The sequence below is a fragment of the Streptomyces sp. NPDC048370 genome, from assembly GCF_043200825.1.
GTDB lineage: Bacteria > Actinomycetota > Actinomycetes > Streptomycetales > Streptomycetaceae > Streptomyces.
Genome location: NZ_JBICYI010000008.1, coordinates 229,204 through 255,476, shown reverse-complemented (window position 1 = coordinate 255,476; position 26,273 = coordinate 229,204). Strand labels below are relative to the sequence as shown.

Annotated in this window: 24 protein-coding genes, 3 pseudogenes and 1 riboswitch; of the genes and pseudogenes, 15 read left to right on the top strand and 12 right to left on the bottom strand. The window is 72.3% G+C overall.

Features of this window, described 5'->3' with window-relative positions:
• The first annotated feature begins 96 nt into the window (after positions 1-96).
• Entirely contained in the window at positions 97-1,125 is a 1,029-nt protein-coding gene (locus ACGFYP_RS20005; protein ID WP_393494935.1) for a helix-turn-helix domain-containing protein, read from the top strand.
• A 189-nt stretch (positions 1,126-1,314) separates the two neighbouring features.
• Complete coding sequence (locus ACGFYP_RS20000) at positions 1,315-2,304, top strand: malate dehydrogenase (RefSeq protein WP_393494933.1); 990 nt, start codon at positions 1,315-1,317, stop codon at positions 2,302-2,304.
• A gap of 80 nt (positions 2,305-2,384) precedes the next feature.
• On the opposite strand, the gene ACGFYP_RS19995 is transcribed toward ACGFYP_RS20000, so the two are convergent.
• Positions 2,385-2,900 (bottom strand): carboxymuconolactone decarboxylase family protein, encoded by a 516-nt coding sequence (locus tag ACGFYP_RS19995; RefSeq protein ID WP_393494932.1) that lies wholly within the window; start codon positions 2,898-2,900, stop codon positions 2,385-2,387.
• Between the two features lie 47 nt (positions 2,901-2,947).
• Here ACGFYP_RS19995 and ACGFYP_RS19990 point away from each other — a divergent pair, with 47 nt between their 5' ends.
• Complete coding sequence (locus ACGFYP_RS19990; protein WP_393494929.1) at positions 2,948-4,399, top strand: PLP-dependent aminotransferase family protein; 1,452 nt, start codon at positions 2,948-2,950, stop codon at positions 4,397-4,399.
• Positions 4,400-4,554: 155 nt separating this feature from the next.
• On the opposite strand, the gene ACGFYP_RS19985 is transcribed toward ACGFYP_RS19990, so the two are convergent.
• Positions 4,555-5,394, bottom strand: coding sequence for a hypothetical protein (locus ACGFYP_RS19985; protein WP_393495092.1), 840 nt, complete (start codon positions 5,392-5,394; stop codon positions 4,555-4,557).
• Positions 5,395-5,484: 90 nt separating this feature from the next.
• Between ACGFYP_RS19985 and ACGFYP_RS19980 the strand changes: the two genes are divergently transcribed.
• Together ACGFYP_RS19980 and ACGFYP_RS19975 are read left to right on the top strand one after the other, a co-directional pair.
• Entirely contained in the window at positions 5,485-5,784 is a 300-nt protein-coding gene (locus tag ACGFYP_RS19980; RefSeq protein WP_393494926.1) for a hypothetical protein, read from the top strand.
• A gap of 16 nt (positions 5,785-5,800) precedes the next feature.
• Positions 5,801-6,985: a glutathionylspermidine synthase family protein gene (locus ACGFYP_RS19975; RefSeq protein WP_393494923.1), complete on the top strand. Its 1,185-nt coding sequence runs from the start codon at positions 5,801-5,803 to the stop codon at positions 6,983-6,985.
• Between the two features lie 18 nt (positions 6,986-7,003).
• Here the strand turns inward: ACGFYP_RS19975 and ACGFYP_RS19970 are convergent, their stop codons facing one another.
• On the bottom strand, positions 7,004-7,699 hold the full coding sequence (locus tag ACGFYP_RS19970) for a polysaccharide deacetylase family protein (RefSeq protein WP_393494920.1): 696 nt from the start codon (positions 7,697-7,699) through the stop codon (positions 7,004-7,006).
• 321 nt (positions 7,700-8,020) lie between these two features.
• Positions 8,021-9,226: an ornithine--oxo-acid transaminase gene (gene rocD / locus ACGFYP_RS19965; RefSeq protein ID WP_393494917.1), complete on the bottom strand. Its 1,206-nt coding sequence runs from the start codon at positions 9,224-9,226 to the stop codon at positions 8,021-8,023.
• A 107-nt stretch (positions 9,227-9,333) separates the two neighbouring features.
• A riboswitch (ZMP/ZTP riboswitch) is annotated at positions 9,334-9,424 on the top strand.
• A gap of 70 nt (positions 9,425-9,494) precedes the next feature.
• On the opposite strand from rocD, the gene glyA reads away from it, so the two are divergent.
• Entirely contained in the window at positions 9,495-10,760 is a 1,266-nt protein-coding gene (glyA, locus tag ACGFYP_RS19960) for a serine hydroxymethyltransferase (RefSeq protein ID WP_393494914.1), read from the top strand.
• A gap of 133 nt (positions 10,761-10,893) precedes the next feature.
• Here the strand turns inward: glyA and ACGFYP_RS19955 are convergent, their stop codons facing one another.
• Positions 10,894-11,739, bottom strand: a complete 846-nt coding sequence (locus ACGFYP_RS19955; protein WP_393494911.1) for a hypothetical protein — start codon at positions 11,737-11,739, stop codon at positions 10,894-10,896.
• On the bottom strand, positions 11,717-12,319 hold the full coding sequence (locus ACGFYP_RS19950; RefSeq protein WP_361967628.1) for a sigma-70 family RNA polymerase sigma factor: 603 nt from the start codon (positions 12,317-12,319) through the stop codon (positions 11,717-11,719). Before ACGFYP_RS19950 ends, ACGFYP_RS19955 begins: the two co-directional genes overlap by 23 nt.
• 74 nt (positions 12,320-12,393) lie before the next feature.
• Here ACGFYP_RS19950 and trpS point away from each other — a divergent pair, with 74 nt between their 5' ends.
• Both trpS and ACGFYP_RS19940 read left to right on the top strand, forming a co-directional pair.
• Positions 12,394-13,407, top strand: a complete 1,014-nt coding sequence (trpS, locus tag ACGFYP_RS19945) for a tryptophan--tRNA ligase (protein WP_361967626.1) — start codon at positions 12,394-12,396, stop codon at positions 13,405-13,407.
• A 93-nt stretch (positions 13,408-13,500) separates the two neighbouring features.
• A complete protein-coding gene (locus ACGFYP_RS19940; RefSeq protein WP_393494906.1) occupies positions 13,501-14,088 on the top strand; it encodes a 2'-5' RNA ligase family protein in 588 nt (195 codons plus the stop codon).
• 88 nt (positions 14,089-14,176) lie between these two features.
• On the opposite strand, the gene ACGFYP_RS19935 is transcribed toward ACGFYP_RS19940, so the two are convergent.
• Both ACGFYP_RS19935 and ACGFYP_RS19930 read right to left on the bottom strand, forming a co-directional pair.
• Positions 14,177-14,932 carry a decaprenylphospho-beta-D-erythro-pentofuranosid-2-ulose 2-reductase gene (locus tag ACGFYP_RS19935; RefSeq protein ID WP_393494903.1) on the bottom strand — a complete coding sequence of 252 codons (756 nt, stop codon included), beginning with the start codon at positions 14,930-14,932 and terminating at the stop codon, positions 14,177-14,179.
• 36 nt (positions 14,933-14,968) lie between these two features.
• Positions 14,969-16,333, bottom strand: a complete 1,365-nt coding sequence (locus tag ACGFYP_RS19930; RefSeq protein WP_393494899.1) for an FAD-binding protein — start codon at positions 16,331-16,333, stop codon at positions 14,969-14,971.
• Between the two features lie 306 nt (positions 16,334-16,639).
• Between ACGFYP_RS19930 and ACGFYP_RS19925 the strand changes: the two are divergent.
• The 4 genes and pseudogenes from ACGFYP_RS19925 to ACGFYP_RS19910 all read left to right on the top strand — a co-directional run.
• Positions 16,640-17,143: pseudogene (locus ACGFYP_RS19925) on the top strand (phosphatase PAP2 family protein); the annotation flags it as partial.
• Positions 17,144-17,327: 184 nt separating this feature from the next.
• Positions 17,328-18,212, top strand: coding sequence for a decaprenyl-phosphate phosphoribosyltransferase (locus tag ACGFYP_RS19920; RefSeq protein ID WP_393495089.1), 885 nt, complete (start codon positions 17,328-17,330; stop codon positions 18,210-18,212).
• Positions 18,209-18,702 (top strand): annotated as a pseudogene (locus ACGFYP_RS19915) (GtrA family protein). The gene ACGFYP_RS19920 and the pseudogene ACGFYP_RS19915 overlap by 4 nt, the downstream one beginning before the upstream one ends.
• On the top strand, positions 18,690-19,712 hold the full coding sequence (locus ACGFYP_RS19910) for a YihY/virulence factor BrkB family protein (RefSeq protein ID WP_393494896.1): 1,023 nt from the start codon (positions 18,690-18,692) through the stop codon (positions 19,710-19,712). Before ACGFYP_RS19915 ends, ACGFYP_RS19910 begins: the two are co-directional and overlap by 13 nt.
• Before the next feature lie 346 nt (positions 19,713-20,058).
• Here ACGFYP_RS19910 and ACGFYP_RS19905 read toward each other — a convergent pair.
• A pseudogene (locus tag ACGFYP_RS19905) lies at positions 20,059-20,781 on the bottom strand (D-alanyl-D-alanine carboxypeptidase family protein); the annotation flags it as partial.
• A 283-nt stretch (positions 20,782-21,064) separates the two neighbouring features.
• Between ACGFYP_RS19905 and ACGFYP_RS19900 the strand changes: the two are divergent.
• The 3 genes from ACGFYP_RS19900 (at position 21,065) to ACGFYP_RS19890 (ending at position 24,437) form a co-directional block, all read left to right on the top strand.
• Positions 21,065-21,310 carry an SCO4848 family membrane protein gene (locus tag ACGFYP_RS19900; RefSeq protein ID WP_393494893.1) on the top strand — a complete coding sequence of 82 codons (246 nt, stop codon included), beginning with the start codon at positions 21,065-21,067 and terminating at the stop codon, positions 21,308-21,310.
• 12 nt (positions 21,311-21,322) lie between these two features.
• The gene (locus tag ACGFYP_RS19895) at positions 21,323-22,681 is read left to right on the top strand and encodes a metallophosphoesterase (RefSeq protein ID WP_393494889.1); all 1,359 of its coding nucleotides are present in this window, start codon (positions 21,323-21,325) and stop codon (positions 22,679-22,681) included.
• Positions 22,682-22,883: 202 nt separating this feature from the next.
• Positions 22,884-24,437, top strand: a complete 1,554-nt coding sequence (locus ACGFYP_RS19890) for an ABC transporter substrate-binding protein (RefSeq protein ID WP_393494886.1) — start codon at positions 22,884-22,886, stop codon at positions 24,435-24,437.
• Positions 24,438-24,535: 98 nt separating this feature from the next.
• Here ACGFYP_RS19890 and ACGFYP_RS19885 read toward each other — a convergent pair whose 3' ends face one another.
• From ACGFYP_RS19885 to ACGFYP_RS19875, 3 genes are all read right to left on the bottom strand, one after another.
• Positions 24,536-25,222, bottom strand: coding sequence for a TetR/AcrR family transcriptional regulator (locus tag ACGFYP_RS19885; protein ID WP_393495086.1), 687 nt, complete (start codon positions 25,220-25,222; stop codon positions 24,536-24,538).
• Between the two features lie 161 nt (positions 25,223-25,383).
• On the bottom strand, positions 25,384-25,803 hold the full coding sequence (locus tag ACGFYP_RS19880) for a thiol-disulfide oxidoreductase DCC family protein (RefSeq protein WP_393494883.1): 420 nt from the start codon (positions 25,801-25,803) through the stop codon (positions 25,384-25,386).
• 11 nt (positions 25,804-25,814) lie between these two features.
• The gene (locus ACGFYP_RS19875) at positions 25,815-26,249 is read right to left on the bottom strand and encodes a hypothetical protein (RefSeq protein WP_393494880.1); all 435 of its coding nucleotides are present in this window, start codon (positions 26,247-26,249) and stop codon (positions 25,815-25,817) included.
• Positions 26,250-26,273: the final 24 nt, after the last annotated feature.

Sequence of the window (26,273 nt, the reverse complement as noted above, 5' to 3'; positions counted from 1 at the left end):
TTCCGCCACTCCGTCACTCCCACGTGCCTCCGGAAGCTGCCATCCTGAGCAGGAGGATCCCTCCGGGGATCGCGAGGAGGCGAGGGGGAACCGCACATGCCTCGTTGGCAGGCGCTGCCTGACGAACTCGACCCGCGCGTGCGCGAGTTCGCGGGCCGGTTACGACGCCTCGTCGACCGCAGCGGACTGAGCGTCGCCGCCGTCGCCGACCGCACCGGCTACAGCAGGGCCTCCTGGGAGCGGTATCTCGAAGGCCGCGTCCTCGCGCCCAGGGGCGCCGTCCTCGCGCTCGCCGAGGTGACCGGCACCGATCCCGTACGGCTCACGGCGGAGTGGGAGCAGGCCGAGCGCGCCTCGAAGGGCTCCGGGCAGGGCCCCAGGGACGCGGCCGAGGTCGCCGACGCGGCCGACGTCCCTCCCGGTGCGAACGCCTCGACGGAGACCAGCGTCAGCAGCAGCCACAGCACCACCGGAAGCCCCGGAGCCGGAGCCGGAGCCGGAGCCGGTACCGGTACCGGTACCGGTACCGGATCCACCCCCACCCGGCGGCCGACCTCGCCCCCTGCCCCCGCCCGCGCCCCCGTACCGCCCCGCCGCCCCGCCGCTCTTCGCGCCCTCCTGCTCCTCACCGGGATCCTCGGCGCCCTGCTCGTCGTCACCGCCGCCGTCCTTCTCGCCGACCTCGGCGGCAGCGGCGGCGACGGCGCCACCGACGGCAGGGGCGAGGCGGTCACCCGCACGCCCACCACGTCCCCCGGCTCCGGGCAGAGCGCGACGCCCCTCCCCGCGGGGGTGAAATGCTCGGGCGCCGGCTGCACGGGCCAGGACCCCGAAGTCATGGGCTGCGGAGGCACGCTCGCCACCACCGTCTCCCGTACCCCGATCGGCGTCGCCGGGCAGCTGGAGGTGCGCTTCAGCAGCACCTGCGGCGCCGCCTGGGCGCGGATCACCGGCGCGTCACCCGGCGACATCCTGCGCGTCACCGGCGCCGTGAGCAGCCAGGACGTGACCGTGGGCGCGGACCCGGACGCGTACAGCCCGATGGTCGCCGTGACGGACGGAACGGAGGCGACCGCCTGCGCGACGCCCACGGACGGCGCGCGGACATGCACCGGTGGCCGCTGACCCCGGTCGGGTGGCAGTGAGCCGGACCACAAGGGGGTGGGGGTTCGACCGGTCCCGGGTCGGATAGCCTGACCGCTGGATATCTCTTCACGTCGAGACATCGGGTCGACCGATCGATCGTCGATCAAGAGGGGGTGTCCAGCATCAGGGGCAGGGACCCCCACCGCCAGCTGTCTTACGGAGATCGCCATGACCCGCACTCCCGTGAATGTCACCGTGACCGGCGCGGCCGGCCAGATCGGCTACGCGCTGCTGTTCCGCATCGCCTCCGGCCACCTGCTCGGCGCGGACGTGCCGGTCAAGCTGCGCCTCCTCGAGATCCCGCAGGGCGTCAAGGCCGCCGAGGGCACCGCCATGGAGCTCGACGACTGCGCCTTCCCGCTGCTCAAGGGCATCGACATCTTCGACGACCCGAACCAGGGCTTCGAGGGTGCGAACGTGGCGCTGCTCGTCGGTGCCCGCCCGCGCACCAAGGGCATGGAGCGCGGTGACCTGCTCGCCGCCAACGGCGGCATCTTCAAGCCGCAGGGCAAGGCCATCAACGACCACGCCGCGGACGACATCAAGGTCCTCGTCGTCGGCAACCCGGCCAACACCAACGCCCTGATCGCCCAGGCCGCCGCCCCGGACGTACCGGCCGAGCGCTTCACCGCGATGACCCGCCTGGACCACAACCGCGCGCTCTCGCAGCTGGCGGCCAAGACCGGCGCGTCGGTCGAGGACATCAAGCGCCTCACCATCTGGGGCAACCACTCGGCGACCCAGTACCCGGACATCTTCCACGCGGAGATCGCCGGCAAGAACGCCGCCGAGGTCGTCAGCGACGAGGCGTGGCTGTCCGACACCTTCATCCCGACCGTCGCCAAGCGCGGCGCCGCGATCATCGAGGCCCGTGGCGCGTCCTCGGCCGCCTCCGCCGCCAACGCCGCCATCGACCACGTCCACACCTGGGTCAACGGCACCGCCGAGGGCGACTGGACCTCCATGGGCATCCCGTCGGACGGCTCCTACGGTGTCGACGAGGGCCTGATCTCCTCGTTCCCCGTCACCTGCAAGGACGGCAAGTACGAGATCGTCCAGGGCCTGGACATCAACGAGTTCTCCCGCGCCCGCATCGACGCCTCGGTGCGCGAGCTGGCGGAGGAGCGCGACGCCGTTCGCGAGCTCGGCCTCATCTGAGACCGCCGCACACACTGAACGACGCACCGCCCCCGGCCGCAGAGGCCGGGGGCGGTGCGTCGTTCTGTGCGCGGTCGCGCTCACTTCTTGTACTGGCCGGGGGTGTAGTGGCCGGCGACCATGCGGGTCGAGAGGGCGATCCGGTTCCACGCGTTGATGACGGTGATGGCGCTGATGACCCGGGCGAGTTCCGTCGCGTCGAAGTGGGCCGCGGCCACCGCGTACACCTCGTCGGGGACGAAGCCGTCGGTGAGGACGGTGACGGCCTCGGTCAGCGCGAGCGCCGCGAGCTCGCGCTCGGTGTAGAAGTGCCGCGACTCCTCCCAGGCCGAGAGCTGGACGATCCGCTCCACCGACTCGCCCTCCGCGAGGGCGTCCTTCGTGTGCATGTCGATGCAGAACGCGCAGTGGTTGATCTGCGACGCCCTGATCTTGATCAGGTGGAAGAGGGTCGAGTCGATGTCCTTCGCCGCGGCCTGTTCGAGCCGGAGCATCGCCCGGTAGAACTCGGGGACCTCCGCGCCGAAGTTGAGGCGGGGCGCGTGCTCGTGGGCGTACTCGGCCTTGGCGTTTTCCTGCGTCGTTGTCGTCGTCATGCCTCTCACCGTACGAGGGCGGTGGCACAGGAGTATGGTCCATTCGTATGGCAGAAGAGTGGGCCACTTTTGGGTCCGACCTCCACCTCGACCTGCACGGACCGGGACTGCGTACGGGGCTGATGGACGCGCTGCGGGAGGCGGTGCGCAGCGGGCGCCTGGAGGCGGGCGTACGGCTGCCGTCCTCCCGTTCCCTCGCCGCGGACCTGGGGATCGCCCGCAACACCGTCGCCGACGCGTACGCCGAGCTGGTCGCCGAGGGCTGGCTGACCGCCCGGCAGGGCTCAGGGACGAGGGTCGCCCAGCGGTCGGTGCCACGCCGCCCCGCGACCGGTTCGGGCGGGCGGCCCGCGACCCCGGCGGCCAGGAGGGCCCGGGCCCGGCCGACGTACGACCTCAAGCCGGGCATGCCCGACCTGGCCTCGTTCCCGCGCGCGGAGTGGCTCAAGGCCTCCCGACGGGCGCTGACGGCCGCGCCGCACGAGGCCTTCGGCTACGGCGATCCGCGCGGCCGGATCGAACTGCGCACCGTGCTGGCCGAGTACCTCGCGCGGGCGCGGGGCGTCCACGCGCGGCCGGAACGGATCGTGCTCTGCTCGGGGTTCGTGCACGGGCTGCGGCTCATGGGGGAGGTGCTGCGGGCCGGCGGTCCCCCCACGTCCTCGGGGCGCAGGGGCAGGGTGCGGGAGGTGGCGGTCGAGTCGTACGGGCTCGAGGAGCACTGGGCGTTGCTCACCCGGGCGGGGCTGCGGCTGCCTGCCCTGCCGTACGACGAGCTCGGCACGAGGACCGAGGGGCTTGCCGGGATGAAGGGGGTCGGCGCGGTCCTGATGACGGCCGCCCACCAGTTCCCGCTCGGCGGCGCCCTCCACCCCGACCGGCGGGTGGCCGCGATCGACTGGGCGCGGTCCTCGGGCGGGTTCGTCCTGGAGGACGACTACGACGGGGAGTTCCGCTACGACCGCCAGCCCGTCGGCGCGCTCCAGGGCCTCGACCCGGAGCGGGTCGTCTACCTGGGCACCGCCAGCAAGTCCCTCGCGCCCGGGCTGCGGTTGGGGTGGATGGTGGTGCCGGAGAGCCTGGTGGACGAGGTGGTCGAGGCGAAGGGCCACATGGACTGGACAGGCAGCGCGCTGGACCAGCTGACGTTCGCGGAGTTTCTCGGCTCGGGGGCGTACGACCGTCATGTACGGGCCATGAGGCTGCGCTACCGGCGGCGGCGCGACGAGCTGGTGGCCGCGGTGGCCGCGCACTCGCCGCGGACGCGGGTGAGCGGCATCGCGGCCGGCCTCCACGCGGTCCTGGAACTCCCGGCGGGCCAGGAGCAGGAGGTCCTCCGCTCCGCCGCGTGGCAGGGCCTCGCGGTCCTCGGCCTCAACCGCTTCCGCCACCCGGACGCGGCCCCGACCCACGACGGCCTGGTGGTCGGCTACGCGACACCGCCGGACAGCGCCTGGTCCGGCGCCCTCGCCGCCTTGTGCAGGGTTCTGCCGGCGTAGGGCGTCGGGATGTCGGCCTTCCGGCGGAGGTCGTCCCGGCGAGGGTCGTCCCGATGTCGGGAACCCATCGCCCTCCCGACGCAGGTCGTTCCGGCGGGGTGACGAGCGCGTCCGCCGTGTGCCGGCTCAGCTCACGGTGCCAGGCGTACGCGTCGTCAAGTCGTCGGTGTCTCCGCGCGGGCGGCCTCCGGCACCGGTGCCTCCCCGAACCGGGCCAGGACCAGCGCCCCCGCCACCGCCACCGTGAAGCCGAGGATCGCCAGCCACGCCAGTCCCTCGCGCGTCCGGTCGCCCAGCCACACCACGCCCACCAGCGCCGGGCCGATCGTCTCGCCGAGGACCGCGCCCGCCGTCGCGGTCGTCACCGAACCCCGCTGGAGCGCGGAGGTCAGCAGCACGTACGCAGTCCCGCCGCCGAGGACAAGCGCGTACACAGCGGGGTTCGCGAGGGACCAGCTGTCGATCAGCCGGACCGCCACCTCCACCACCCCGAAGCCGAACCCCGCGCACAGCCCCAGGGCCAGCGCCCGCGGCCGGCCGGGCAGCCGCCCCGCGGCCGCGCCGAGCCCCAGAACCGCGAACGCCGCCGCGAGCATGGCCCACCGCAGCGCTTCCGACGAGCTCTGCTCGCCCTCGTCGCCCGCGGCAAGGGCGAGCATCGCGAGTCCCGCGCACACCACGCCCACCGCCGCCCACTCCATCCGGTGCAGCCGGACCTTGAGCAGCCATGAGGCCGCCACTGCTGTGACGGCCAGGCTTGCGGCGAGTGCCGCCCCCACCATGTAGATCGGCAGTGTCAGCAGGGCGACGACCTGGAGGCCGAAGCCGATGCCGTCCAGCGAGAGCCCGGCCAGATATCGCCACTGCCGCATCACCCGCAATTGCAGGGCCACGTCGACGCCGGCGCCGGTCCCGGGCGTCGCCTCCCTAGCGCCGAGTGCCTGCAACACCGACGCCATGCCGAAGCAGACCGAGGAACCCAGAGCGCAGATCATCCCAAAGACCACGAATGGACTCTAGTGCGGGGCCGCTCGGCCACAGGCCTAAACTGTGCGGTCGCGACCACGGGATGGGGAGGCAGATTCATGCGCAGGCTGAGGTCGAGCACGGTCGTGCTCGGCGGTATGGGGGTGCTCGCGGCGACGATCACGTCCTGCGGTTCGGAGCCCGACCGGCGGTGTGTCGACCCGCTGACGCGGGAGAAGCTCCCGAGCTACGAGTGCGAGAGCAGCAGCGGCAGCGGTAGTGGCAGCAGTGGCACCACGGCCCGCGGCTCGTACTACTACGGCGGCAGCGTCAGCGACAACCGGGTCAGCGGCGGCAGCTTCGACAAGAAGGCCGTGGACACCGGCGGTTTCGGCTGCTCCGGTTCCAGCGGCGGCTGAGCGGACGGGACCGGGCATGCGGCGGCACACGACAGAACCCCGGCCGGGGTGGCAGCAGACGGTGGAGGAGCAGGGGCTCGTCTACCCCCTGACCCGCTACCCCGACGACTCCCTGCGCCCGTACTGGGACGAGAGCGCGTACTACTCCTTCACGCTGCCCGAGGTGGAGGCCTTGGAGGAGGTCGTCGAGGAGCTGCACGCGATGTGCCTGGCGGCGGCCGCCCACATCGTCGAGCACGAGCGGTTCGCCGATCTCGGCCTCACCGACCCCCGGCTCGTCTCCCTCGTCGCCGAGTCCTGGCGGCGCCGCGCCGAACTGCCCTCGCTCTACGGCCGGTTCGACCTCCGTTACGACGGTACGGGCCCGGCCAAGATGCTGGAGTACAACGCCGACACACCGACCTCGCTGGTCGAGGCGGCGAGCCCGCAGTGGTTCTGGATGGAGGAACGTTTCCCCGGTGCCGACCAGTGGAATTCCCTCCATGAACGGCTCGTCGACGCCTGGAGGCGCCAGGCCCCGCTGCTGCCCCCGGGCAGCCCGGTGCACTTCGTCCACTCCGAGGGGGACGAGCTCGGCGAGGACCTGATGACGGTCGCGTATCTGCGCGAGACCGCGCAGCAGGCCGGGCTCGACACGGAGGCGCTGTCGGTCGAACAGATAGGCTGGGACCGGCTCTCGGGGCGCTTCGTGGACGACCGGCTGCGGTTCATCCGCAGCTGCTTCAAGCTCTACCCGTGGGAGTGGCTGGCCACCGACCGCTTCGGTCCGTACGTACTGGACACCCTCGACAACGGCGGCGGTACGGGCACCACCTGCTGGATCGAGCCCGCCTGGAAGATGCTGCTCTCCAACAAGGCGCTGCTCGCGATCCTCTGGGAGCTCTACCCCGGCCACCCGAACCTGCTGCCGGCCTATCTCGACGGCCCGCGCGAGCTCGCCGAGCGCGGCGGCTACGTCGCCAAGCCCCTCCTCGGCCGCGAGGGCGCGGGCGTCACCGTCCACGAACCGGGCCATGCCCCGGTCCTGCGCGACGAGCCCTGCTGCTACCAGGAGTTGGCCCCGCTGCCCGACTTCGACGGCAACCGCGTGGTGCTCGGCGCGTGGGTCGTCGAGGACGAGGCGGCGGGGCTCGGCATCCGGGAGTCGGCGGGGCTGATCACGGACGAGTACGCCCGCTTCCTGCCCCACGTCATCCTCTGACGGCGGCTCCGGCCGCTGTCACTCCGGTACGTACTCCCTGAGCGGCGCGGGCTTCAGACCGGCCGCCTCGGCGGCGTCCAGGGCGCGCGTCAGGTCCTGCTCCAGGGTCTCGTTGAAGTGCAGCAGGATGATGTCGCCGGCCTTGAGCGTGGGGGTCGGCGGGGTCCACCGGCCCCAGGTGGTGAGGTCGTACGTCCAGGTCACCACGGCCTTCGCGCCGCAGGCGCGGGCGGTGGTGCGGGTGGTCTCGTCGTACGTGCCGTAGGGCGGGCGCAGCAGGCGCGGGCCGTCGCCGAACTCGGCGAGGTGCCGGTCGCGCGCGCCGCAGACCTCGGCCTTCTGGCCTGCCGCGTCGAGCCCGGTCAGGTCCGGGTGGTTGACGGTGTGGTTCTCGACCCGGGAGCGGCCCTGGTCGAGGAGCGTGTGGAAGTAGCCGGAGTCGTACGAGTACGCGCCCGGGAGCAGGAACAGCGAGGCGGGCACCCGGCGGTCGAGGAGGACCTTGGCGGCGGCCGGGTCGTGGAACCAGCCGTCGTCGATGGTGATGAAGACGACCGGGTCGGTGGTCCGCACATGGGAGACGACGGGGACGGGCTCGGGCCAGGCCGCCTTCGGGGCGGCGTGCGCGGGGCCCCCGAACGCGCCGAGCAGCGCGAGCGGGACGAGAGCGGCGAGTGCGCCACGCAGTGCGCGGCGGGGGCGGGGTCTCGGCATGGCGGCATCATTGGCCTAGACCAACTGCGCTGTCAATGCCCATAGTTGCCCCGACCTCCACCCCGACATCCGCCCCGAGAAACGGACCCGACCGGTCCGGCGGCGAGGACCCGGCCGGCCCGGCGGTGCGGACCCGACCGATCCGGCGGTGCGGACCCGACCGGTCCGGCGGTGCGGACCCGACCGGTCCGGCGGTGCGGACCCGATCGGTCCGCCGCACGGCGCCGACCCGCGCGGTCGGCCCGACAGGCAGGACGCCGGCCGACCCGCGCGGTGCGGGCCCCGTCAGCCCGCGCAGCCGACCCGACCGTACGGACCCCGTCAGCCCGCCAGTACCGCCCGCAGTTGCTCCAGGCCCCAGTCCAGGTCCTCCTTGCTGATCACCAGCGGTGGTGCGATCCGGATCGTCGAACCGTGGGTGTCCTTCACCAGCACACCCCGCTCCATCAGCTTCTCCGAGATCTGCCGGCCCGTGCCCCGCGAGGGCGCGATGTCCACCCCGGCCCACAGACCGCGCCCGCGCACCGCCTCCACCGCGCCGCCGCCCACGAGCAGCCCCAGCTCCGCGTGCAGATGCTCGCCGAGCTCCGCCGCCCGCTGCTGGTACTCGCCCGTCCGCAGCATCGCGATCACCTCCAGCGCCACCGCGCACGCCAGCGGGTTCCCGCCGAACGTCGACCCGTGCTCGCCCGGCCGGAACACCCCCAGCACGTCCCGGTCCGCCACCACCGCGGAGACCGGGACGACACCGCCGCCCAGCGCCTTGCCCAGGACGTACACGTCCGGCACCACACCCTCGTGCTCGCACGCGAACGTCCGCCCGGTCCTGCCGAGGCCCGACTGGATCTCGTCCGCGATGAAGAGCACGTTCCGCTCCCGGGTCAACTCCCGCACCCCGCGCAGATACCCGGCCGGCGGGACGAGGACCCCGGCCTCGCCCTGGATCGGCTCGATCAGCACCGCCACGGTGTGGGCGGTGACCGCGGCCTCCATCGCCGTCAGATCGCCGTACGGGACGATCTCGAAGCCCGGCGTGTACGGGCCGTAGTGGTCCCGGGCCTCGTGGTCCGTGGAGAAGCTGACGATCGTCGTCGTCCGGCCGTGGAAGTTGTTCGCCGCGACCACGATCTTCGCGTGCCCGTCCGGCACGCCCTTGACCTCGTACCCCCACTTCCTGGCGGTCTTCACCGCCGTCTCGATCGCCTCCGCGCCCGTGTTCATCGGCAGGACCATGTCCTTGCCGCACAGCTCCGCGAGCTGCGTGCAGAACTCGGCGAACCGGTCGTGGTGGAACGCCCTCGACGTGAGCGTCACCCGCTCCAGCTGCGCCCGCGCGGCGTCGATCAGCCGCCGGTGGCCATGCCCGAAGTTGAGCGCCGAGTACCCGGCGAGCATGTCGAGGTAGCGGCGCCCCTCGACATCGGTCATCCAGGCCCCGTCGGCCGAGGCGACGACGACGGGCAGGGGGTGGTAGTTGTGCGCGCTGTGCGCCTCCGCGGAAGCGATCGCGTCTTGCGTACTCGACACGGGATCTCCGTTCGTCCTGCGGCCAGGGGCGGGTGTGGCTCCCTTTCTTATCGTCGCTCGTATGCCGGACGAAGAAACCTGTGCGACGGCGCGCCAGCTAGTCTGGAAACACGCACGGCGACTGGCGTACGGGGAATCGACCCTGGGGGAGCCGTGCGCGGCAGACCACACGCGGTGCCGCCCGCCTGGGCACCACAAGGACCTCGTCCCGTGTGGTGCCGCGTCGTCGCAGTGCCCCGGGACCCGCCGCAACGCCCGGAGGAACGCCATGAACGCGCCCACCCACCCCGCACTCGCCGCCACCGACCCCGAACTCGCCGCGCTCGTCGGCGCCGAGGAGCGGCTGCAGGCCGAGACCCTGCGGCTGATCCCCAGCGAGAACTACGTCTCCGCCGCCGTCCTCGAAGCCTCCGGCACGGTCCTGCAGAACAAGTACAGCGAGGGCTATCCGGGCCGCCGGTACTACGAGGGCCAGCAGAACATCGACCAGGTCGAGACTCTCGCCGTCGAGCGCGCCAAGGCCGTCTTCGGCGTCGACCACGCCAACGTCCAGCCCTACTCCGGTTCCCCCGCCAACCTCGCCGTCTACCTCGCCTTCGCCGAGCCGGGCGACACCGTGATGGGCATGGCCCTGCCGATGGGCGGCCACCTCACCCACGGCTGGGGCGTCTCCGCCACCGGCAAGTGGTTCCGCGGTGTGCAGTACGGCGTACGCCAGGACAACGGGCTCGTCGACTTCGACCAGGTCCGCGAGCTCGCCCTCAAGGAGCGCCCGAAGGTGATCTTCTGCGGCGGCACCGCGCTGCCCCGCACGATCGACTTCCCCGCCTTCGCCGAGATCGCCCGCGAGGCCGGGGCCGTCCTCGTCGCCGACATCGCCCACATCGCCGGCCTGATCGCGGGCGGTGCCCACCCCTCCCCGGTCCCGTACGCCGACGTCATCTCGACGACCACCCACAAGACCCTGCGCGGCCCGCGCGGCGCCATGCTGATGTCCCGCGAGGAGCACGCCAAGGCCCTCGACAAGGCCGTCTTCCCCGGTCTCCAGGGCGGTCCGCACAACCAGACCACCGCCGCCATCGCCGTCGCCCTGCGCGAGGCGTCCCAGCCCTCCTTCCGCGACTACGCCCACGCGGTCGTCGCCAACGCCAAGGCCCTCGCCGAGGCGCTCCTCGCCCACGGCTTCGACCTGGTCTCCGGCGGCACCGACAACCACCTGATCCTGATGGACCTCACCCCCAAGGAGGTCCCCGGCAAGGTCGCCGCCAAGGCCCTCGACCGCGCCGGGATCGTCGTCAACTACAACACCGTCCCCTACGACACCCGGAAGCCCTTCGACCCCTCCGGCATCCGCATCGGCACCCCCTCCCTCACCTCCCGGGGCCTCGGCACCGCGCACATGGCCCAGGTCGCCGACTGGATCGACCGGGGCGTCGCCGCCGCCGGCTCGGGCGACGAGGACGCCCTCACCACGATCCGCGCCGAGGTCGCCGAGCTGATGGCCGCCTTCCCGGCCCCCGGCCTGCCGACCTGACCGGCCACCGACTCGGCGCCTGACCCGCCGGCCGACCCTGCGCCCGACCCGCCGGCCGGCCCGGCCGCCGACCCGGCACCCAACCCGGCAGCCGACCCGCTGCTGCCCCGGCCACCGACCCGGCGGCGAGCGCTCAGCCCGCCGATTCGGCGATGCGCAGGGACTCCTTGAGGGTCGGCTCGCCCTCCAGGCGCAGGGTCAGGGCTCCCGCGTTCCTCGTCCAGAGGAGCGTGGGGCCCGCCGTGCGTATGGAGTGCGTCCACTCCTGCCCGCTCGCGTCCGTCATCGGGAACCGCAGCAGATGCGGCTCGGCGAACCAGTACCCCTCCCCGCCGTCCGGCATCGCGACCCACTCGGGCTGCGTCCGGACCTCCTTGGCGAAGCCCATGCCGAGCCGCGCCGGGAACTGGTCGAGCCGGACCGTGAACGTGCCGTCCCCACGCCAGCACAGGCTGATCACCGCCCGCCCCCGCTCGGCCGAGCCGGTCACCGAGACCGCGTCGGGCGGACGGAGCGCACTCGGCAGCAGCGGCTCGAACCCCGCCCTGCGCGCGGCCTCCTCCAACGGGACCGGGTCGGGGCAGCCCGGCACCTCCGGGTCCGCGCCGGGGGGCGCCCACGGGTCGTACCGGATCTCGATCCCGCCGAAGCCGAACCAGTCCGCCACCGTCGCCCGCACCGGAGGCGTGAGCACCAGGACCATCAGGAGCCCGGAGACCGCCGCGAGCAACGCCTTCCAGCGTCTGCGCAGGCCCTCGAACCGGCGCCGTCGCACCGGCGTCGGCACCTGCTCCGCCAGGAGCTGCCCGAGCACCCGCTCGGCCATGGTCTCCCCGCCGACGTCCGGCACCTTCAGCCGCCGCCCCAGCTCCCGCAGCTCCTCCCCGAGCTCGGGGCGCTCCGGCGGCTCGGGCGACCCGGGCGACCCTGGGCGCTCCTGGCGCTCGGGCAGCCCGTCACCGGCCCTCTCCTCCGTCATGCTCGTCACCTCCCTCCAGCACCAGTCCGAGCTTCTTCAGCGCCCGGCTCAGCCGGGACTTCACCGTCCCGCGCGGCCAGCCCAACGCGGCCGCTGTCTCCGTCTCGTCCAACTCCAGCAGATACCGGTGGATCACCACCTGCCGGTGGTCCTCACCCAGCCCGTCAAGCGCCGCGAGCAGCTGGCGGCGTCTCTCCCGCTCCTCAGCCGCGACCGCCGGGTCCGCCCCTTCCGGTATCAGCGGCTCCGAGGCGAGCAGCTCCGCCTCCCGCCCCGCGACGGCCCGCTGCCGGCCCGCCGCCCGCACTGTGTTCCTCGTCTCATTGACCACGATCCGCAGCAGCCACGGACGGAACGCGGCCCCCTCCTTGAAGCGCCCCAACGATTGGTACGCCTTGAAGAAGGCCTGCTGCACCACGTCCTCGGCCTCCGCGCCCGCGCCGCACGCCACCGCGGCCCGCAACGCGACCGCCGTGTGCGCGCGGACCAGCGACGCGTACGCCTCGGGCTCCCCGGCGCGTACGCGAGCGATCACCGCGACCTCGGCCTCCACGACCCGGCCCCCCTCCAGCGTCCTCACACCTTTGATACACCGGCAGAACGGGATCGGTTCCCAGTCCGGGATCGCCTCTCGCACCTGAGAGAATGTGGAGCATGGCCTCTGATAGTCCCCGCGTGCTCTCCGGAATCCAGCCCACCGCAGGCTCGTTCCACCTCGGCAACTACCTGGGTGCGGTCCGTCAGTGGGTCGCGCTGCAGGAGACCCACGACGCCTTCTACATGGTGGTGGACCTGCACGCGATCACGGTCCCGCAGGATCCGGCGGAGCTCCGCGCCAACACCCGGCTCGCCGCCGCGCAGCTGCTCGCCGCCGGCCTCGACCCGGAGCGCTGCACCCTCTTCGTCCAGAGCCACGTGCCCGAGCACGCGCAGCTCGGCTGGGTCATGAACTGCCTGACCGGCTTCGGCGAGGCCTCCCGCATGACCCAGTTCAAGGACAAGTCGTCCAAGCAGGGTGCCGACCGGGCCACCGTCGGACTCTTCACGTACCCGATCCTCCAGGTCGCCGACATCCTCCTCTACCAGGCCGACCAGGTCCCGGTCGGCGAGGACCAGCGCCAGCACATCGAGCTGACCCGCGACCTCGCGGAGCGGTTCAACGGCCGCTTCGGCGAGACGTTCACGATCCCGGCGCCGTACATCCTCAAGGAGACGGGCAAGATCTACGACCTGCAGGACCCGACGATCAAGATGAGCAAGTCGTCGTCCACGCCGAAGGGTCTGATCAACCTCCTCGACGAGCCGAAGGTGACGGCGAAGAAGGTCAAGAGCGCGGTCACCGACACCGACACGGTCATCCGCTTCGACCCGGAGAACAAGGCCGGCGTCTCCAACCTGCTCTCCATCATGTCCACGCTCACCGGGACGAGCATCCCCGACCTGGAGAAGAGCTACGAGGGCAAGATGTACGGCGCGCTGAAGACCGACCTCGCGGAGGTCATGGTGGACTTCGTCACGCCGTTCCGGACCCGTACGCAGGAATACCTGGACGACCCGGAGACGCTGGACTCGCTCCTGGCCAAGGGCGCGGAGAAGGCCCGCGCGGTCGCCGCGGAGACCCTGGCACAGACGTACGAGCGGGTGGGCTTCCTGCCCGCCAAGCACTGAGTCCAAGGACTCTGGCCTCAGGGGTGGTGCAGGCCGCACACTGGCGGCTGCACCACCACCGACCCGAATGACACGACGACGGAGGAGAACGACGTGGGGACCGTAACGCTCGGCGTTTCGATCGCGGTCCCGGAGCCCTATGGCAGCCTGCTCCAGGAGCTGCGCGCCGGCTTCGGGGACCCTGCCGCGCACGGCATCCCCACGCACGTCACCCTCGTCCCGCCGACCGAGGTGGACGCGGAGCGGCTCCCCGCGATCCAGGCGCATCTCGCCGAGGTCGCCGCGGGCGTCCGCTCCTTCCCGGTGCGGCTGAGCGGCACGGGAACGTTTCGCCCGCTCTCCCCGGTCGTGTACGTGACGCTCGCCGAGGGCGTCTCCTCCTGCGGCTGGCTCCAGGAGCGGGTACGGGACGAGTCCGGGCCGCTCGTGCGCGAGCTGCAGTTCCCGTACCACCCGCACGTGACCGTCGCGCACGGCATCGCCGAGGAGGCGATGGACCGGGCGTACACCGAGCTGGCCGACTTCGAGGCCGCCTGGACCTGCTCCTCCTTCGCCCTGTACGAGCAGGGCGCGGACGGCGTGTGGCGCAAGCTCCGGGTCTTCGACTTCGGCGACGCCCGCCATGTCTCCGGGGTCCCGGCCCAGGGCACCTCGGTGGACACCCCGACCCCGACCTGCTGACCCCGACCTGCTGACCCCGGCGGCGGCCGCACGGTCCGCCCGTCCGGCCGTCCGCCCGCCCGCCCCGCCCGCCCGTCCGCCCCGTCCGTCAGACCGGCAGCCGTCGGAAGACCGGCCTCGGTACGTGCCGCAGGGCCGACATCACCATCCGCAGCGCGCCCGGCACCCACACCGTCTCCGAGCGGCGCCGCAGCCCCAGCTCGATCGCCCGGGCGACGTCCTCCGGAGTCGTCGCCAGCGGCGCCTCCTCCAGGCCGGCCGTCATCCGCGACCGTACGAATCCGGGGCGTACGACCATCACGTGCACCCCGGTCCCGTACAGCGCGTCCCCGAGCCCCTGGGCGAACGCGTCGAGACCCGCCTTGGACGAGCCGTAGATGAAGTTCGCGCGGCGGGCGCGCTCGCCGGCCACCGACGACAGCACGACCAACGAGCCGTGCCCCTGCGCCTGGAGCGCCGCCGCGCAGACCAGGCCCGCCGAGACCGCGCCGGTGTAGTTGGTCTGGGCGACCCGGACGGCGGCGAGCGGATCGGCCTCGTCGTGCGCCTGGTCGCCGAGGATCCCGAACGCGAGCAGCACCATGTCGATGTCTCCCTCGGTGAAGATCTTGCCGAGCCGCTCCTCGTGCGATTCCGTGTCGAGCGCGTCGAACGACACCGTCCGCACGTCCGCGCCCAGCACGCGCAGCGAGTCGGCGGCGGCCGTCAGGGCGGGCGAGGGGCGTCCGGCGAGCCAGACCGTGCGGGTACGGCGGGCGATCAGCCGGCGGGCCGTGGCGAGCCCGATCTCGGACGTGCCGCCGAGCAGGAGCAGGGACTGCGGGGTACCGAAGGCGTCCTTCATGACGATCAAACTCCTCAGGGGGCGGTCAGCGGGTGATCAGAGGGCGAGACGACGGGAGAGGTCCGAGGTGAAGACGGACCGCGGGTCGAGCGTGGCGCGCAGCGCGCGGAAGTCGGCGAGCCTCGGGTACATGGCGTGCAGCAGCTCGGGCCGCAGGCGCGAGTCCTTCGCGAGGTAGACCCGGCCGCCCGCGTCCGCCACCTCCTCGTCCAGCTCGTCGAGGAACGCGCCGAGACCGGAGAGCCGGGCCGGGATGTCGAGCGCCAGCGTCCAGCCGGGGACGGGGAACGACAGCCAGCCCGGGTCGCCGTCGCCGAAGCGCTTCAGGACGGCGAGGAACGAAGGACAGCCGCGCCGGGCGATCCGCTTCACGACCCGGCGCAGGGTCTCCTCGTGCCCGTGGCCGACGACGAACTGGTACTGGACGAAGCCCCCGCGCCCGTAGATCCGGTTCCAGTGCGGGACGCCGTCCAGGGGGTGGAAGAAGGCCGACATCCGCTGGAGTTCGCCGGTGCGGCGGCGGGGCGCCCTGCGGTACCAGAGCTCGTTGAACAGGCCCACGGTCGTGCGGCCGAGCAGCCCCTCGGGGACGAGCGCGGGCGCGGCCGGCAGCTGCCCCGGGCGGAACGCGAGGGGCGCGCGGCGGGAACGGCGGTCCCGGACGGGGATCGCGTCGTACGGGGCGTGGTCGCCGCGCGTGAGGACGGACCGGCCGGTGGCGGCGCCGCGCGCGAGGAGGTCGATCCAGGCGACCGAGTAGCGGTACCGGTCGTCGCCGGTGGTGAGCCGGGCCATCAGGTCGTCGAGGTCCGTGGCGCGTTCGGTGTCGACGGACATGAGGGAGGTCTCGACGGGGAGGAGCCGGAGGGTCGCGGAGAGGATGACGCCCGTCAGGCCCATGCCGCCGGTGGTGGCGTCGAAGAGGTCCGTGCCGGGGACGACGGTGTGGATCTCCCCGTCGGCGGTGAGGAGTTCGAGGGAGGCCACATGGCGGCCGAAGGAGCCGGAGACGTGGTGGTTCTTGCCGTGGATGTCGGCGCCGATCGCGCCGCCGACGGTGACGTACCTCGTCCCTGGCGTGACCGGGACGAACCAGCCGAGCGGCAGCAGGACCTCCATCAGCCGGTGCAGGCTGACGCCCGCGTCGCAGACGACGAGACCGGCGAGGGCGTCGACGGAGCGGATGCGGTCGAGGCCGGTCATGTCGAGGACGGAGCCGCCCGCGTTCTGCGCGGCGTCGCCGTAGGCGCGGCCGAGACCGCGAGCGATGGAGCCTCGGGCGCCGCAGGCGCGGACGGCTTCGGAGGCCTCCTCGTAGGTGCGGGGGCGGTGCACGCGCGCGAGGGTGGGGGCGGTGCGTCCCCAGCCTGTGAGGGGCTCGACGTCGGAGTGGGCAGCCATGAGGGCGACCGTATCGCCCGGTCTATGCGTTATGCCTGGTATGCCCTGCGGTTCGCCGAAATGGGTGATTAAAGGAGTGTCAGGAAAGATTGCCGTGCGGTCGCCGCGCGGCCGGGCCAGAGTCACCCCTGGTCGACCGGTTCGACCATTTCGACCAGCTCGACCGGGTCGGCGGCGGAGCCGGGACCGGGATCCGGGGAGGCGGAGCCGATGCGACACGCGGACGTGGCCGGGGCCGGGGCCGAGGGCGGGGGTGCCGGAGGCGACCGGGCAGCGGCCGACGAGGGGGCAGCGGCCGCCGTGGCTTTGGCCGTCGCCTCGGCCGAGAGGCGGCTTCTGGACGCCCTGCGCGGCTGCGGGCGCCGCGCGCCCGTCGCGACGGCCGCCCGCGCGCTCTCCTTCGGCGGCGAGCACGGCGCCCTCTGGCTCGCCGCCGGGCTCACCGGCGCCGCGGTGGACCCCGAACGGCGGGCGGGCTGGCTACGCGGTACGGCCCTGATCGCCGGGGCGCATCTGGCCAGCATGGGCGTCAAGCGGGTGGTACGGCGGCCACGGCCTGGGACGGCGCAGTACGCGCCCCTGGTCCGCACGGCGGGCCGGCACTCCTTCCCCAGCTCCCACGCGACCTCCGCCGTCGCGGCCGCCGTCGCCTTCGGGGCCCTCCGCCCGAAGGCCCGCCGCCTCGCCGCCCCCGTGGCGGCCGCGATGTGCGTCTCCCGCCTGGTCGTCGGCGTCCACTACCCGACGGACGTGGCCGCGGGCGCCCTCCTGGGCGCCGTGACGGCGACCCTGGGCCGCGCCTGGCTCCGGGCGCCGGGACCCGCGGGCAGGCCGCCCCACGCGCGCGTGGCACCCCTGCCGCCGACCGCACTGAAGGCCGTCGCGCCGTTCCCCGGCGGCGGCCGTGGCTGACCGCGTCACGACCGGCCTCGCCGCCGTCCTCGACAAGCCGGTCGCCGTACGGGAACGGCGGCGCGGCCGCGGCGGTCGACAGGTGGCCGCGACGGCCGTCGGGCTCGTCAGGACCGCGCGGCCCCGGCAGTGGGTCAAGAACGTGCTGGTCGTCGCCGCGCCCGTCGCCGCGGGGCAGCTCGTCTCCTGGCACACGGCCGCCCGACTCGCCCTCGTCTTCGCCCTGTTCACGGCCGCGGCCGCCGCCGTCTACCTCGTCAACGACGCCCGTGACGCGGCCGCCGACCGCGCCCACCCCGTCAAGTGCCGCCGCCCCGTGGCCGCAGGACTCGTCCCCGTGCCCCTCGCGTACGCCACCGGCGCGCTCCTCGGCCTCGGGGCGGCCGTCGCGAGCGCGGTCCTGTGCAACGCCATGACCGCCGCGCTCCTCATCGCGTACCTCGTCATGCAGTTCGCGTACTGCCTGCGCCTCAAGCACGTCCTCGTGGTCGACCTCGCCGTCGTCACCACCGGCTTCCTGATGCGGGCGATGATCGGCGGGGTCGCCCTCGCGATCCCGCTCTCCCGCTGGTTCCTGATCACCACCGGCTTCGGCGCCCTCTTCATGGTCGCGGCCAAGCGCTACTCCGAGGCCGTCCAGATGGAGGACGCGCAGGGCGCCACGCGCGCGTTGCTCACCCAGTACACGACCGGATACCTGCGCTTCGTCTGGCAGTTGGCCGCCGGAGTCGCCGTCCTCGGCTACTGCCTGTGGGCGCTGGAGAGCGGCGGCGTCGCCGCGAGCTCGTTGCTGCCCTGGCGCCAGCTCTCCATGATCGCGTTCATCCTGGCCGTCCTGCGCTACGCCGTCTTCGCCGACCGCGGCACCGCCGGAGCCCCCGAGGACGTCGTCCTGCGCGACCGCCCGCTCGCGGTCATCGGCCTGGCCTGGGCGGCGATGTACGGCATGGCGGTCGCGGACCTGTGAGCGCCCGCACAGCATCCCCCGGTGCGCGACCCGGGAGGCCGCGCCCGGGGCTCCCCGGCGCGCGCGAACTCCTCTCCTTCGCCGGCGTCGGACTCGCCGCGTACGCCGCCGACCTCGCCCTCTTCGTCTGGCTGCGCGGCCCCGCCGGGCTCGACCCGATCGCCGCGAAGGTGCTCTCGTTCCTGGCCGGCTGCACCGTCGCGTACCTGGGCAACGCCCTCGGCACGTACCGCCGTCGGACCGTCGGACCGTCGGGCTGCGCGAGTACGCCGTCTTCTTCGCCGTGAACCTCGCGGGCGCCGCCGTCCAACTGCTCTGCCTCGGCATCTCCCACTACGGCCTCGGACTCACCTCCGCGCGGGCCGACACGGTGTCAGGACTCGGTATCGGCATGGTTCTCGCCACCTGTCTGCGATTCTGGGGAACTCGGACGATCGTCTTCCGATCGAGTGCCGGATCAAGGGGTACGCGTACGACATGGACTGGCTGACCAAGCTTCCCGTCATCGGCCCCTGGGTGGCCCGGCTCATGCGGACCCACGCCTGGCGCTCGTACGAGACCCTCGACGAGGTGCACTGGAGTCGGCTCGCCGCCGCGATCACCTTCCTCAGCTTCCTCGCGCTCTTCCCGCTGATCACCGTCGGCGCGGCGATCGGCGCCGCGCTGCTCAGCAAGGAGCAGCTGGACAAGATCGAGACGAAGATCTCCGAGCAGGTCCCCGGCATCTCCGACCAGCTCAACATCGGCGGCCTCGTGGACAACGCCGGCACGGTCGGCCTCGTGGCGGGCGCGCTGCTGCTCTTCACCGGCATCGGCTGGGTCGGCTCGATGCGGGACTGTCTGCGCGCCGTCTGGGGCATCGACGACGAGGACGAGGGCAACCCCGTCGTGCGCAAGGCCAAGGACGCGGTCGTCCTGGTCGGGCTCGGCGGGGTCGGGCTCTGCACGCTCGCCGCGTCCTGGCTCGGCTCGACGGCGGTCGGCTGGACCGCCGACCGCATCGGCATCCCCGACTCCGGGGCCGGCGGCATCCTGCTGCAGGTCGCCGCCGTCGCCGTCGCCGCCCTCGCGGACTTCCTCATCCTGCTCTACATGCTGACGCTGCTGCCCGGCGTCGAGCCGCCGCGCCGTCGCCTGGTGGTGGCGGCGGTGATCGGCGCGATCGGATTCGAGCTGCTGAAGCTGCTGATCGGCGGGTACATGCGGGGGGTCGCGGCGAAGTCGATGTACGGCGCGTTCGGCGTGCCGGTCGCGCTGCTGCTGTGGATCAACTTCACCGCGAAGCTGCTGCTGTTCTGTGCCGCCTGGACGGCTACGGGGTCACGGTCCGGTCCCGAGCGTCAGGAGAGCTCTGAGAGTCCGGAGAGCTCTGAGGACTCTGGGAGCTCTGAGAGCTCTCGGAGTCCTGAGAATTCGGGAGGACCGGGCCGTCCGGGCCCTCCGACCCGTCCGTCCGAGGGCGGCGACGGACCAGCTCCGGCAGGGGCCAGCGGCGGTTGACGAGGAAGACGGCGCCCGCGAGCAGCACCAGGACCCCGCCGACCACGGCAAGGGCGATCCCGACGCCGCCCGACCTCTCCCCGGCGGCGGCGTTCTTGGAGTCCGAACCCGGCGCGTCCTTGCCGGGCGCCGGTGCGCCGGAGCCGTCGCTCCCGGTGCCGGGGCTCGTCAGGGCGGACTTCGGTGCGACCAGCTCGCCGACCGGCTTCACCTTCCCGGTCGCCGCGAAGCCCCAGTCGAGGAGCCGTGCGGTCTCCTTGTAGACCGCGTACTGCTCCTTGGAGGACGGGTTCATCACCGTCACCAGCAGGACTTTGCCGTTGCGCTCCGCAACTCCTGTGAACGTGGAGCCGGCGTGCGTCGTGCTGCCGTTCTTGACGCCCGCGATGCCCTGGTACGGCGCCACGCCGAGGTCGCCGGTCAGCAGCCGGTTGGTGTTCTGGATCTCGAAGGTCTCCCGCTTCTTGCCCGGCTTCTGCTCGCCGGGGAAGGCGGCGCGGGCGGTCGCGGCGTACTCCCGGAACTCCGCCTTCTGCATGCCGCTGCGCGCGATCAGCGTGAGGTCGTACGCGGAGGAGACCTGACCCGGGGCGTCGTAGCCGTCCGGCGAGACGACGTGGGTGTCGAGGGCCTGCAGCTCGTCGGCGCGGGCGTTCATGTCCGCCACGGTCTGCGGGATGCCGTCGTTCATCGCGGAGAGCACGCGCACGGCGTCGTTGCCGGAGCGAAGGAAGACGCCGAGCCAGAGGTCGTGGACGGTGTAGGTCTGCTTCTCCTTGATCCCGACGAGGCTGGAGCCCGAGCCGAGTCCGGCCAGGTCCTGGGACGTGACCGTGTGGGTCGCCGTCTTGGGGAACTTGGGCAGGACCGTGTCCGCGAAGAGCATCTTGAGCGTGGAGGCCGGCGCCAGCGGCCAGTGCGAGTTGTGCGCGGCGAGCACGGCACCGGTCTCGGCGTCCGCGACGATCCACGACCGCGCGCTCAGCTCCTTGGGCAGCACCGGCACACCCGGCCCGAGCCGCACCTGCGTACCGGGCCTGCTGAGCAGCGAGCCGCCGACGGAGGACATGAGGGCGGGCGGCTTGGGCTGCTGGTCCTCCTTGTTGTCCACCGGGTCCGCGTGGGCGGGGGTGGTGGCGAGGAGGGGGAGCAGCGCGGCAGCAAGGACCGCGAGAGCGGTCTTCTTCGAAGCAGACACGATCGAAAACGTACAGGTACCCGACAATGAACCGAACCCCGCCGGGCGGTTCCCCCGGAGGCGACCACTCGGACGCCCTTGGTCCCCCGCGGGGCCCCGCCGCCCCGCCTGCCCCGGCGCCGAGGCCGGTGGGACGGGTGGTGATACTGGGGGTATGAAGCTCAGCCGGCCGGTCTCCTGGTTCCTGCTCGCCTTCGGGGTGTGGAGCTGGTTCATCTGGATCACCTTCGTCAAGAACCTGTGGAGCGACGGGAGCGGTCTCGCCTTCGACGACGCGGGCGACCCGACGGCCTACTTCTGGGTTCATCTGCTGCTCGCCATCACGTCCTTTGTCCTGGGGACGGTGGTCGGCACCATCGGGTTGCGTGGCGTGCGCGCATCGCGGCGCGAACGCGGATAAGGGGTGGGGCGCGTGCTCGGCTTTCTGCTGGTGGCTGTCGTGGTCCTCGGCCTCCTCGGCGGGGTCCACCGGTACGTGTGGCGGCGCCTCGTGCGCGATGTCACCGCGCGGGGCAGCGTGGCCCGGCGGCTGGGGACGGGCGCCGCGTTCGTCCTGCCCGCGCTCTCGGTCGCGGCCCTGGTCTCCTCGCGGGCCGGCGCCCCGTTCTGGCTCCAGCAGGTCGTGGCCTGGCCGGGCTACCTCTGGCTGGCCCTGCTCCTGTACGTGACCCTCGCCCTCGTCGTCGGGGAGGCCGTCCGCCCGCTGCTGCGGCGCGCGCTGGAGCGTCGGGCCGCCGACCGGGCTGCCGAGCAGTCCCCGACCACGGCTCCCACGCAGGCACCGACCCCGGCCCCGGCTCCCGTACCGGCGACCGTGCCCGCCGCCCCGGCGGAGGAGACCCCGGCCTCCGAAAGCTCCGCCGAGGGCCCCGGAGAGGTCGTCGCCGAGAGCGTCGTCGAAAGCACGCGTGAGGGCGCCGTCACGCCCCCCGGCGCCACCGCCGTCTCCCGGCGGCTGTTCGTGTCGCGGGTCGTCGGAGGGGCCGCGGCCGCCGCCGCCGTGGGGACCGTCGGGTACGGGACGTACGGCGTCCTGCGCGGGCCGAGCGTCAAGCGGGTGACCGTGCCGCTGGCCAAGGTGCCGCGCGCGCTGCACGGGTACCGGATCGCCGTCGTGTCCGACATCCACATCGGGCCCATCCTCGGCCGCGCCCACACCCAGCGCATCGTCGAGACCATCAACTCCACCCAGCCCGATCTGATCGCCGTCGTCGGTGACCTCGTCGACGGCACCGTCGAGAACCTCGGCTCCGCCGCCGAGCCCCTCGCGCAGCTCAGGGCCCGGCACGGCTCGTTCTTCGTGACCGGCAACCACGAGTACTTCTCCGGCGCCGACGCCTGGGTCGACCACGTCCGCGAACTCGGCCTGCGCCCGCTGCGCAACGAGCGCCTGGAGATCGCGGGCGGCTTCGACCTCGCCGGAGTCGACGACATCGCCGGCGAGAGCGAGGGCCAGGGGCCCGACTTCGCCGCCGCGCTCGGCGACCGCGACCTCGCGAAGGCCGCCGTCCTCCTCGCGCACCAGCCGATCGTCATCGACGACGCCGTCCGCCACGGCGTCGACCTCCAGCTCTCCGGCCACACCCACGGCGGCCAGCTCTGGCCCGGCAACTACCTCGCCGAGCTGGCCAACCCGACCGTCGCCGGTCTGGAGCGGTACGGCGACACCCAGCTCTACGTCTCCCGCGGCGCGGGCGCCTGGGGTCCCCCGGTCCGGGTCGGCGCGCCCTCCGACATCACGGTCGTACAGCTCGCCTCGAAGCAGGCATGACAAGCGCCGAGCGGAAGGCGTCACTCATCGCGTCGGGGGCGACACGTACCGTCCGATCCCCCCGATTCTCATCCCGGACATATAGCTGCATCGTGAAGGTTTCCTCTTCCACTTGTGAAGCCCGTGTGATTGGGTGACGCCATCGCGGCATGGCTGGGCGCCGTCGCGGCAGGGGTGGGCTCGAATCAAAGGAAGCACGGCGATGCGGTCGACGGTCCGTCTTCGGATCCTCATCACTTGTGGAGTTCTGTTGGCCGCCGGGGTCGGGGGCTGGCAACTGCTCCCCTCCGACGACGTCCGGACCGATCCGATCACCATCGGCACCACGGACGAGGTGACCTCGCTCGATCCGGCGGGCGCCTGGGACGCCGGTTCCTGGGCGATGTACAGCAACGTCTACCAGACGCTCCTGAGCTTCAAGCCGGGCGTCGTCACGCCGGTCCCGGACGCCGCCGAGAACTGCAAGTTCGTCGGCGCGAAGCTCACGACGTACCAGTGCGAGCTGCGGGACGACCTCACCTTCTCCAACGGCCGCAAGGTGACCGGCGAGGACGTCAAGCACTCCTTCGAGCGGATCCTGAACATCAAGGCCGACGCGGGCCCCGCGCCGCTCTTCCCGACCCTCAAGAGCGTCGTGGCGGACGGGCAGAAGGTCACCTTCAACCTGAACAGCCGGGACGCGACCTTCCCGCTGAAGCTCGCCACGGGCGCCGGTTCGATCGTCGACAGCAACCAGTACCCGGCCAAGCAGGTGCGCGAGGGCGGCACGGTCGACGGTTCCGGTCCGTACCTCCTCAAGGAGTTCAAGCCCGGCGAGAGCGCGCGTCTGGAGCCCAACCCGAACTACAAGGGCGCGGCCAAGGCGGGCAGGACGGTCGTCGTCAAGTACTACACGGAGTCCGAGCAGCTCGCGAGCGCCTGGAAGTCCAAGCAGATCGACATCGCGCACCGCCAGATGCCGCCGGAGTTCCTCTCCGAGGCGCGCAACGGCAAGGACACCGCCAGGATCACGGAGGCGCAGACCGCCGAGGTCCGCAACCTCTACTTCAAGGTGAAGCCCGGCTCGCCGATGGCGAAGAAGGAGGTCCGGCAGGCGATCGCCGCCGTCATCGACCGTCCGGCGATCGTCACCGGCGCGTACCACGGCACGGTCGAGCCGCTGTACTCCCTCATCCCGCAGGGCTACAACGGCCACAGCACCTCGTTCTACGACGCGTACCCCGAGCCGTCCAAGAAGACGGCCAAGGACCTCCTCGAGGACGCGGACATCGAGACGCCGGTGAGCTTCACCCTCGGCTACCGCAAGGACGTCACGTACGCGGCCGAGGCGAAGGAGCTGCAGCGGCAGCTGGAGGTGACCGGCCTGTTCAAGGTGAAGCTGGTCGAGGCGGAGTGGCAGGACTTCCAGAAGGCGTACGCGAAGGGCGAGTACGACGCGTACCCCGTCGGCTGGCTGCCCGACTTCCCGGACTCGGACAGCTTCACCGCCCCGCTCGTCGGCGCGGGCAACGCCATGCACAACGGGTTCTCCAGCAAGAAGATCGACTCGCTGATCTCGGCGACGCAGCAGTACAGCGACCGGGGTGCGGCCGCCAACGACTTCGAGGACATCCAGACGGAGGTCGCGAAGGACGTTCCGCTGATCCCGCTCTGGCAGAAGAAGGACTACGTGCTCGCGACGACGGACGTCGCCGGTTCGCAGTACCTCACCGACGGCACCGGGATCTGGCGGCTCTGGGAGCTGAGCTGGATCTGACGCCCGTCCGTCCCGGAGGGTGAACGTGAGGGGCCCCGAGCCGTGCGGTTTGCACCGGCTCGGGGCCCCTCGGTCGTTCGTCGGCCCTCCTGCGTTCCTCAGTCCTCCTTGGAGGCCTTGGTGCGCTTGGGCTTGCCCGAGGCCGCCATGCCCGCCGCCGTCGGCATGAAGTCGGCGAGGAGGTCGTGGGTCTCGCGCACCAGGGGGCGCAGCAGCCGGAAGCGGGAGAGCTGGATCGCCCGGGCGGTGACGGGCGCGAGGCGCTCGACGAGCCGGCGGCTGTTGGCGCAGCCCTCGGAGCGGTCGTACACCCAGAACAGCACGAGGCCCATCTGCTGGAGCCAGAGCAACTGGGGGAGCGGCTCGGCCAGTTCGGGGTCGATCTTGACGTTCGCGCCGGAGATGACACGGCGGTGGACCTCGATCGCGGCCTCGCGCGGGCCCTCCGACTCGGGGGAGAAGGGGCTGAGCGGGCTGTCCGGGTCGGCGGCGTTCTTGAAGAACTGGGACGCGAACTCGTGGTACGGCTCTGCGATGTCGAGCCAGCCGAGCAGGACCCCGCGGATGCGGGCCGTGAGGTCCTTCTCGTCGCTGTCGAGGATTCCCTCGACGGCCGTCTGGTGTTCCTCGGCGATCCGGTCGTAGAAGCCCTGGACCAGGTGTTCCTTGGACGCGAAGTAGTAGTACGCGTTGCCGACGGAGACCCCGGCCTCCTGGGCGATGGCCCGCATGGTCGTCTTGTCGTAGCCGCGCTCCTTGAAGAGCCGGAGGGCGGTTTCGAGGATGAGCGTGCGGGTCTGTTCGCTCTTCGCGGCCTTGGCCGGGGCGCCGGCCGGGGCCTTCGCCCCGGTGGTGGCCCCGGCTTCGGGCTGTGCCTCGCGCTCGGCGGCCTGTGCGTCGCGCTCGGCGGGCTTCTCTTCCTTCACGTCCTTCACAGTGCCCGAGCCTAGCCGGGCGCGCCGGGTAGCTCGCAGTGCCCGTCCTCGCAGACCGGTCCGTCGGGTTTGATCGCCTCGCGCCACTTGGCGGCGGCGAGGACGGTCACCCGGGCGAAGGGCTGTCCGGCGGGGGTGGCCAGCCAGTGGGCCTTGGGCCGGTGTTCGGCCAGGGCCCAGAGGCAGACGATCCACGCGGAGGTGGACCGGTAGATCTGTCCCCGGTCCCCGATCACGGTGATCTCCCTGAGGGTGGACGCGTGGTCGAGGTCGGGGAAGCGGCGCCTGGCCTCCTGCGAGGCGGCCGGGACGAGGTCGAGCGGCACGAGCTGAGGCTGCCGCAGGAGCCAGTGCCGCAGGTGGACGCAGAGCGAGCAGTCCGCGTCGTACAGCACGGTGAGGCGGTGTACGGGGGTGACGGGCCGGCTCATCCGCTCTCACCTCACGCTTCGGCGACGGGCGGTGCCCACGGGCCCTTGGGTGCGGGGCCGGCCCAGCCCTGCGGGGGCACGGGCGGGACCTGTTCGCGCTCCATGACGCCGCGGCGGCGGATCTTGTTGAGGACGTAGACGTTGCCCAGGTGCATCACGCCGAGGACGAGGAGGACCACGCCGAGTTTCACGGACAGGGCCTCGAAGAGCGCCCGGGCGTCCGTGACGGCCTCGTCCTGGCTGAGGTACAGGGCGACGAAGCCGAAGTTGACGAGGTAGAAGCCGACCACCAGGAGGTGGTTGACGGCATCGGCGAGCTTCTCGTTCCCGTGCAGGACGTCGGAGAGGAAGATCCTTCCGTTGCGGCTGAGGGTGCGGGCGACCCAGATGGTCAGAGCCACGCTGATCAGCAGGTAGACGATGTACGCGACGACAGTGAGGTCCATGCCCCACCCTCCCTTGAACGCGTT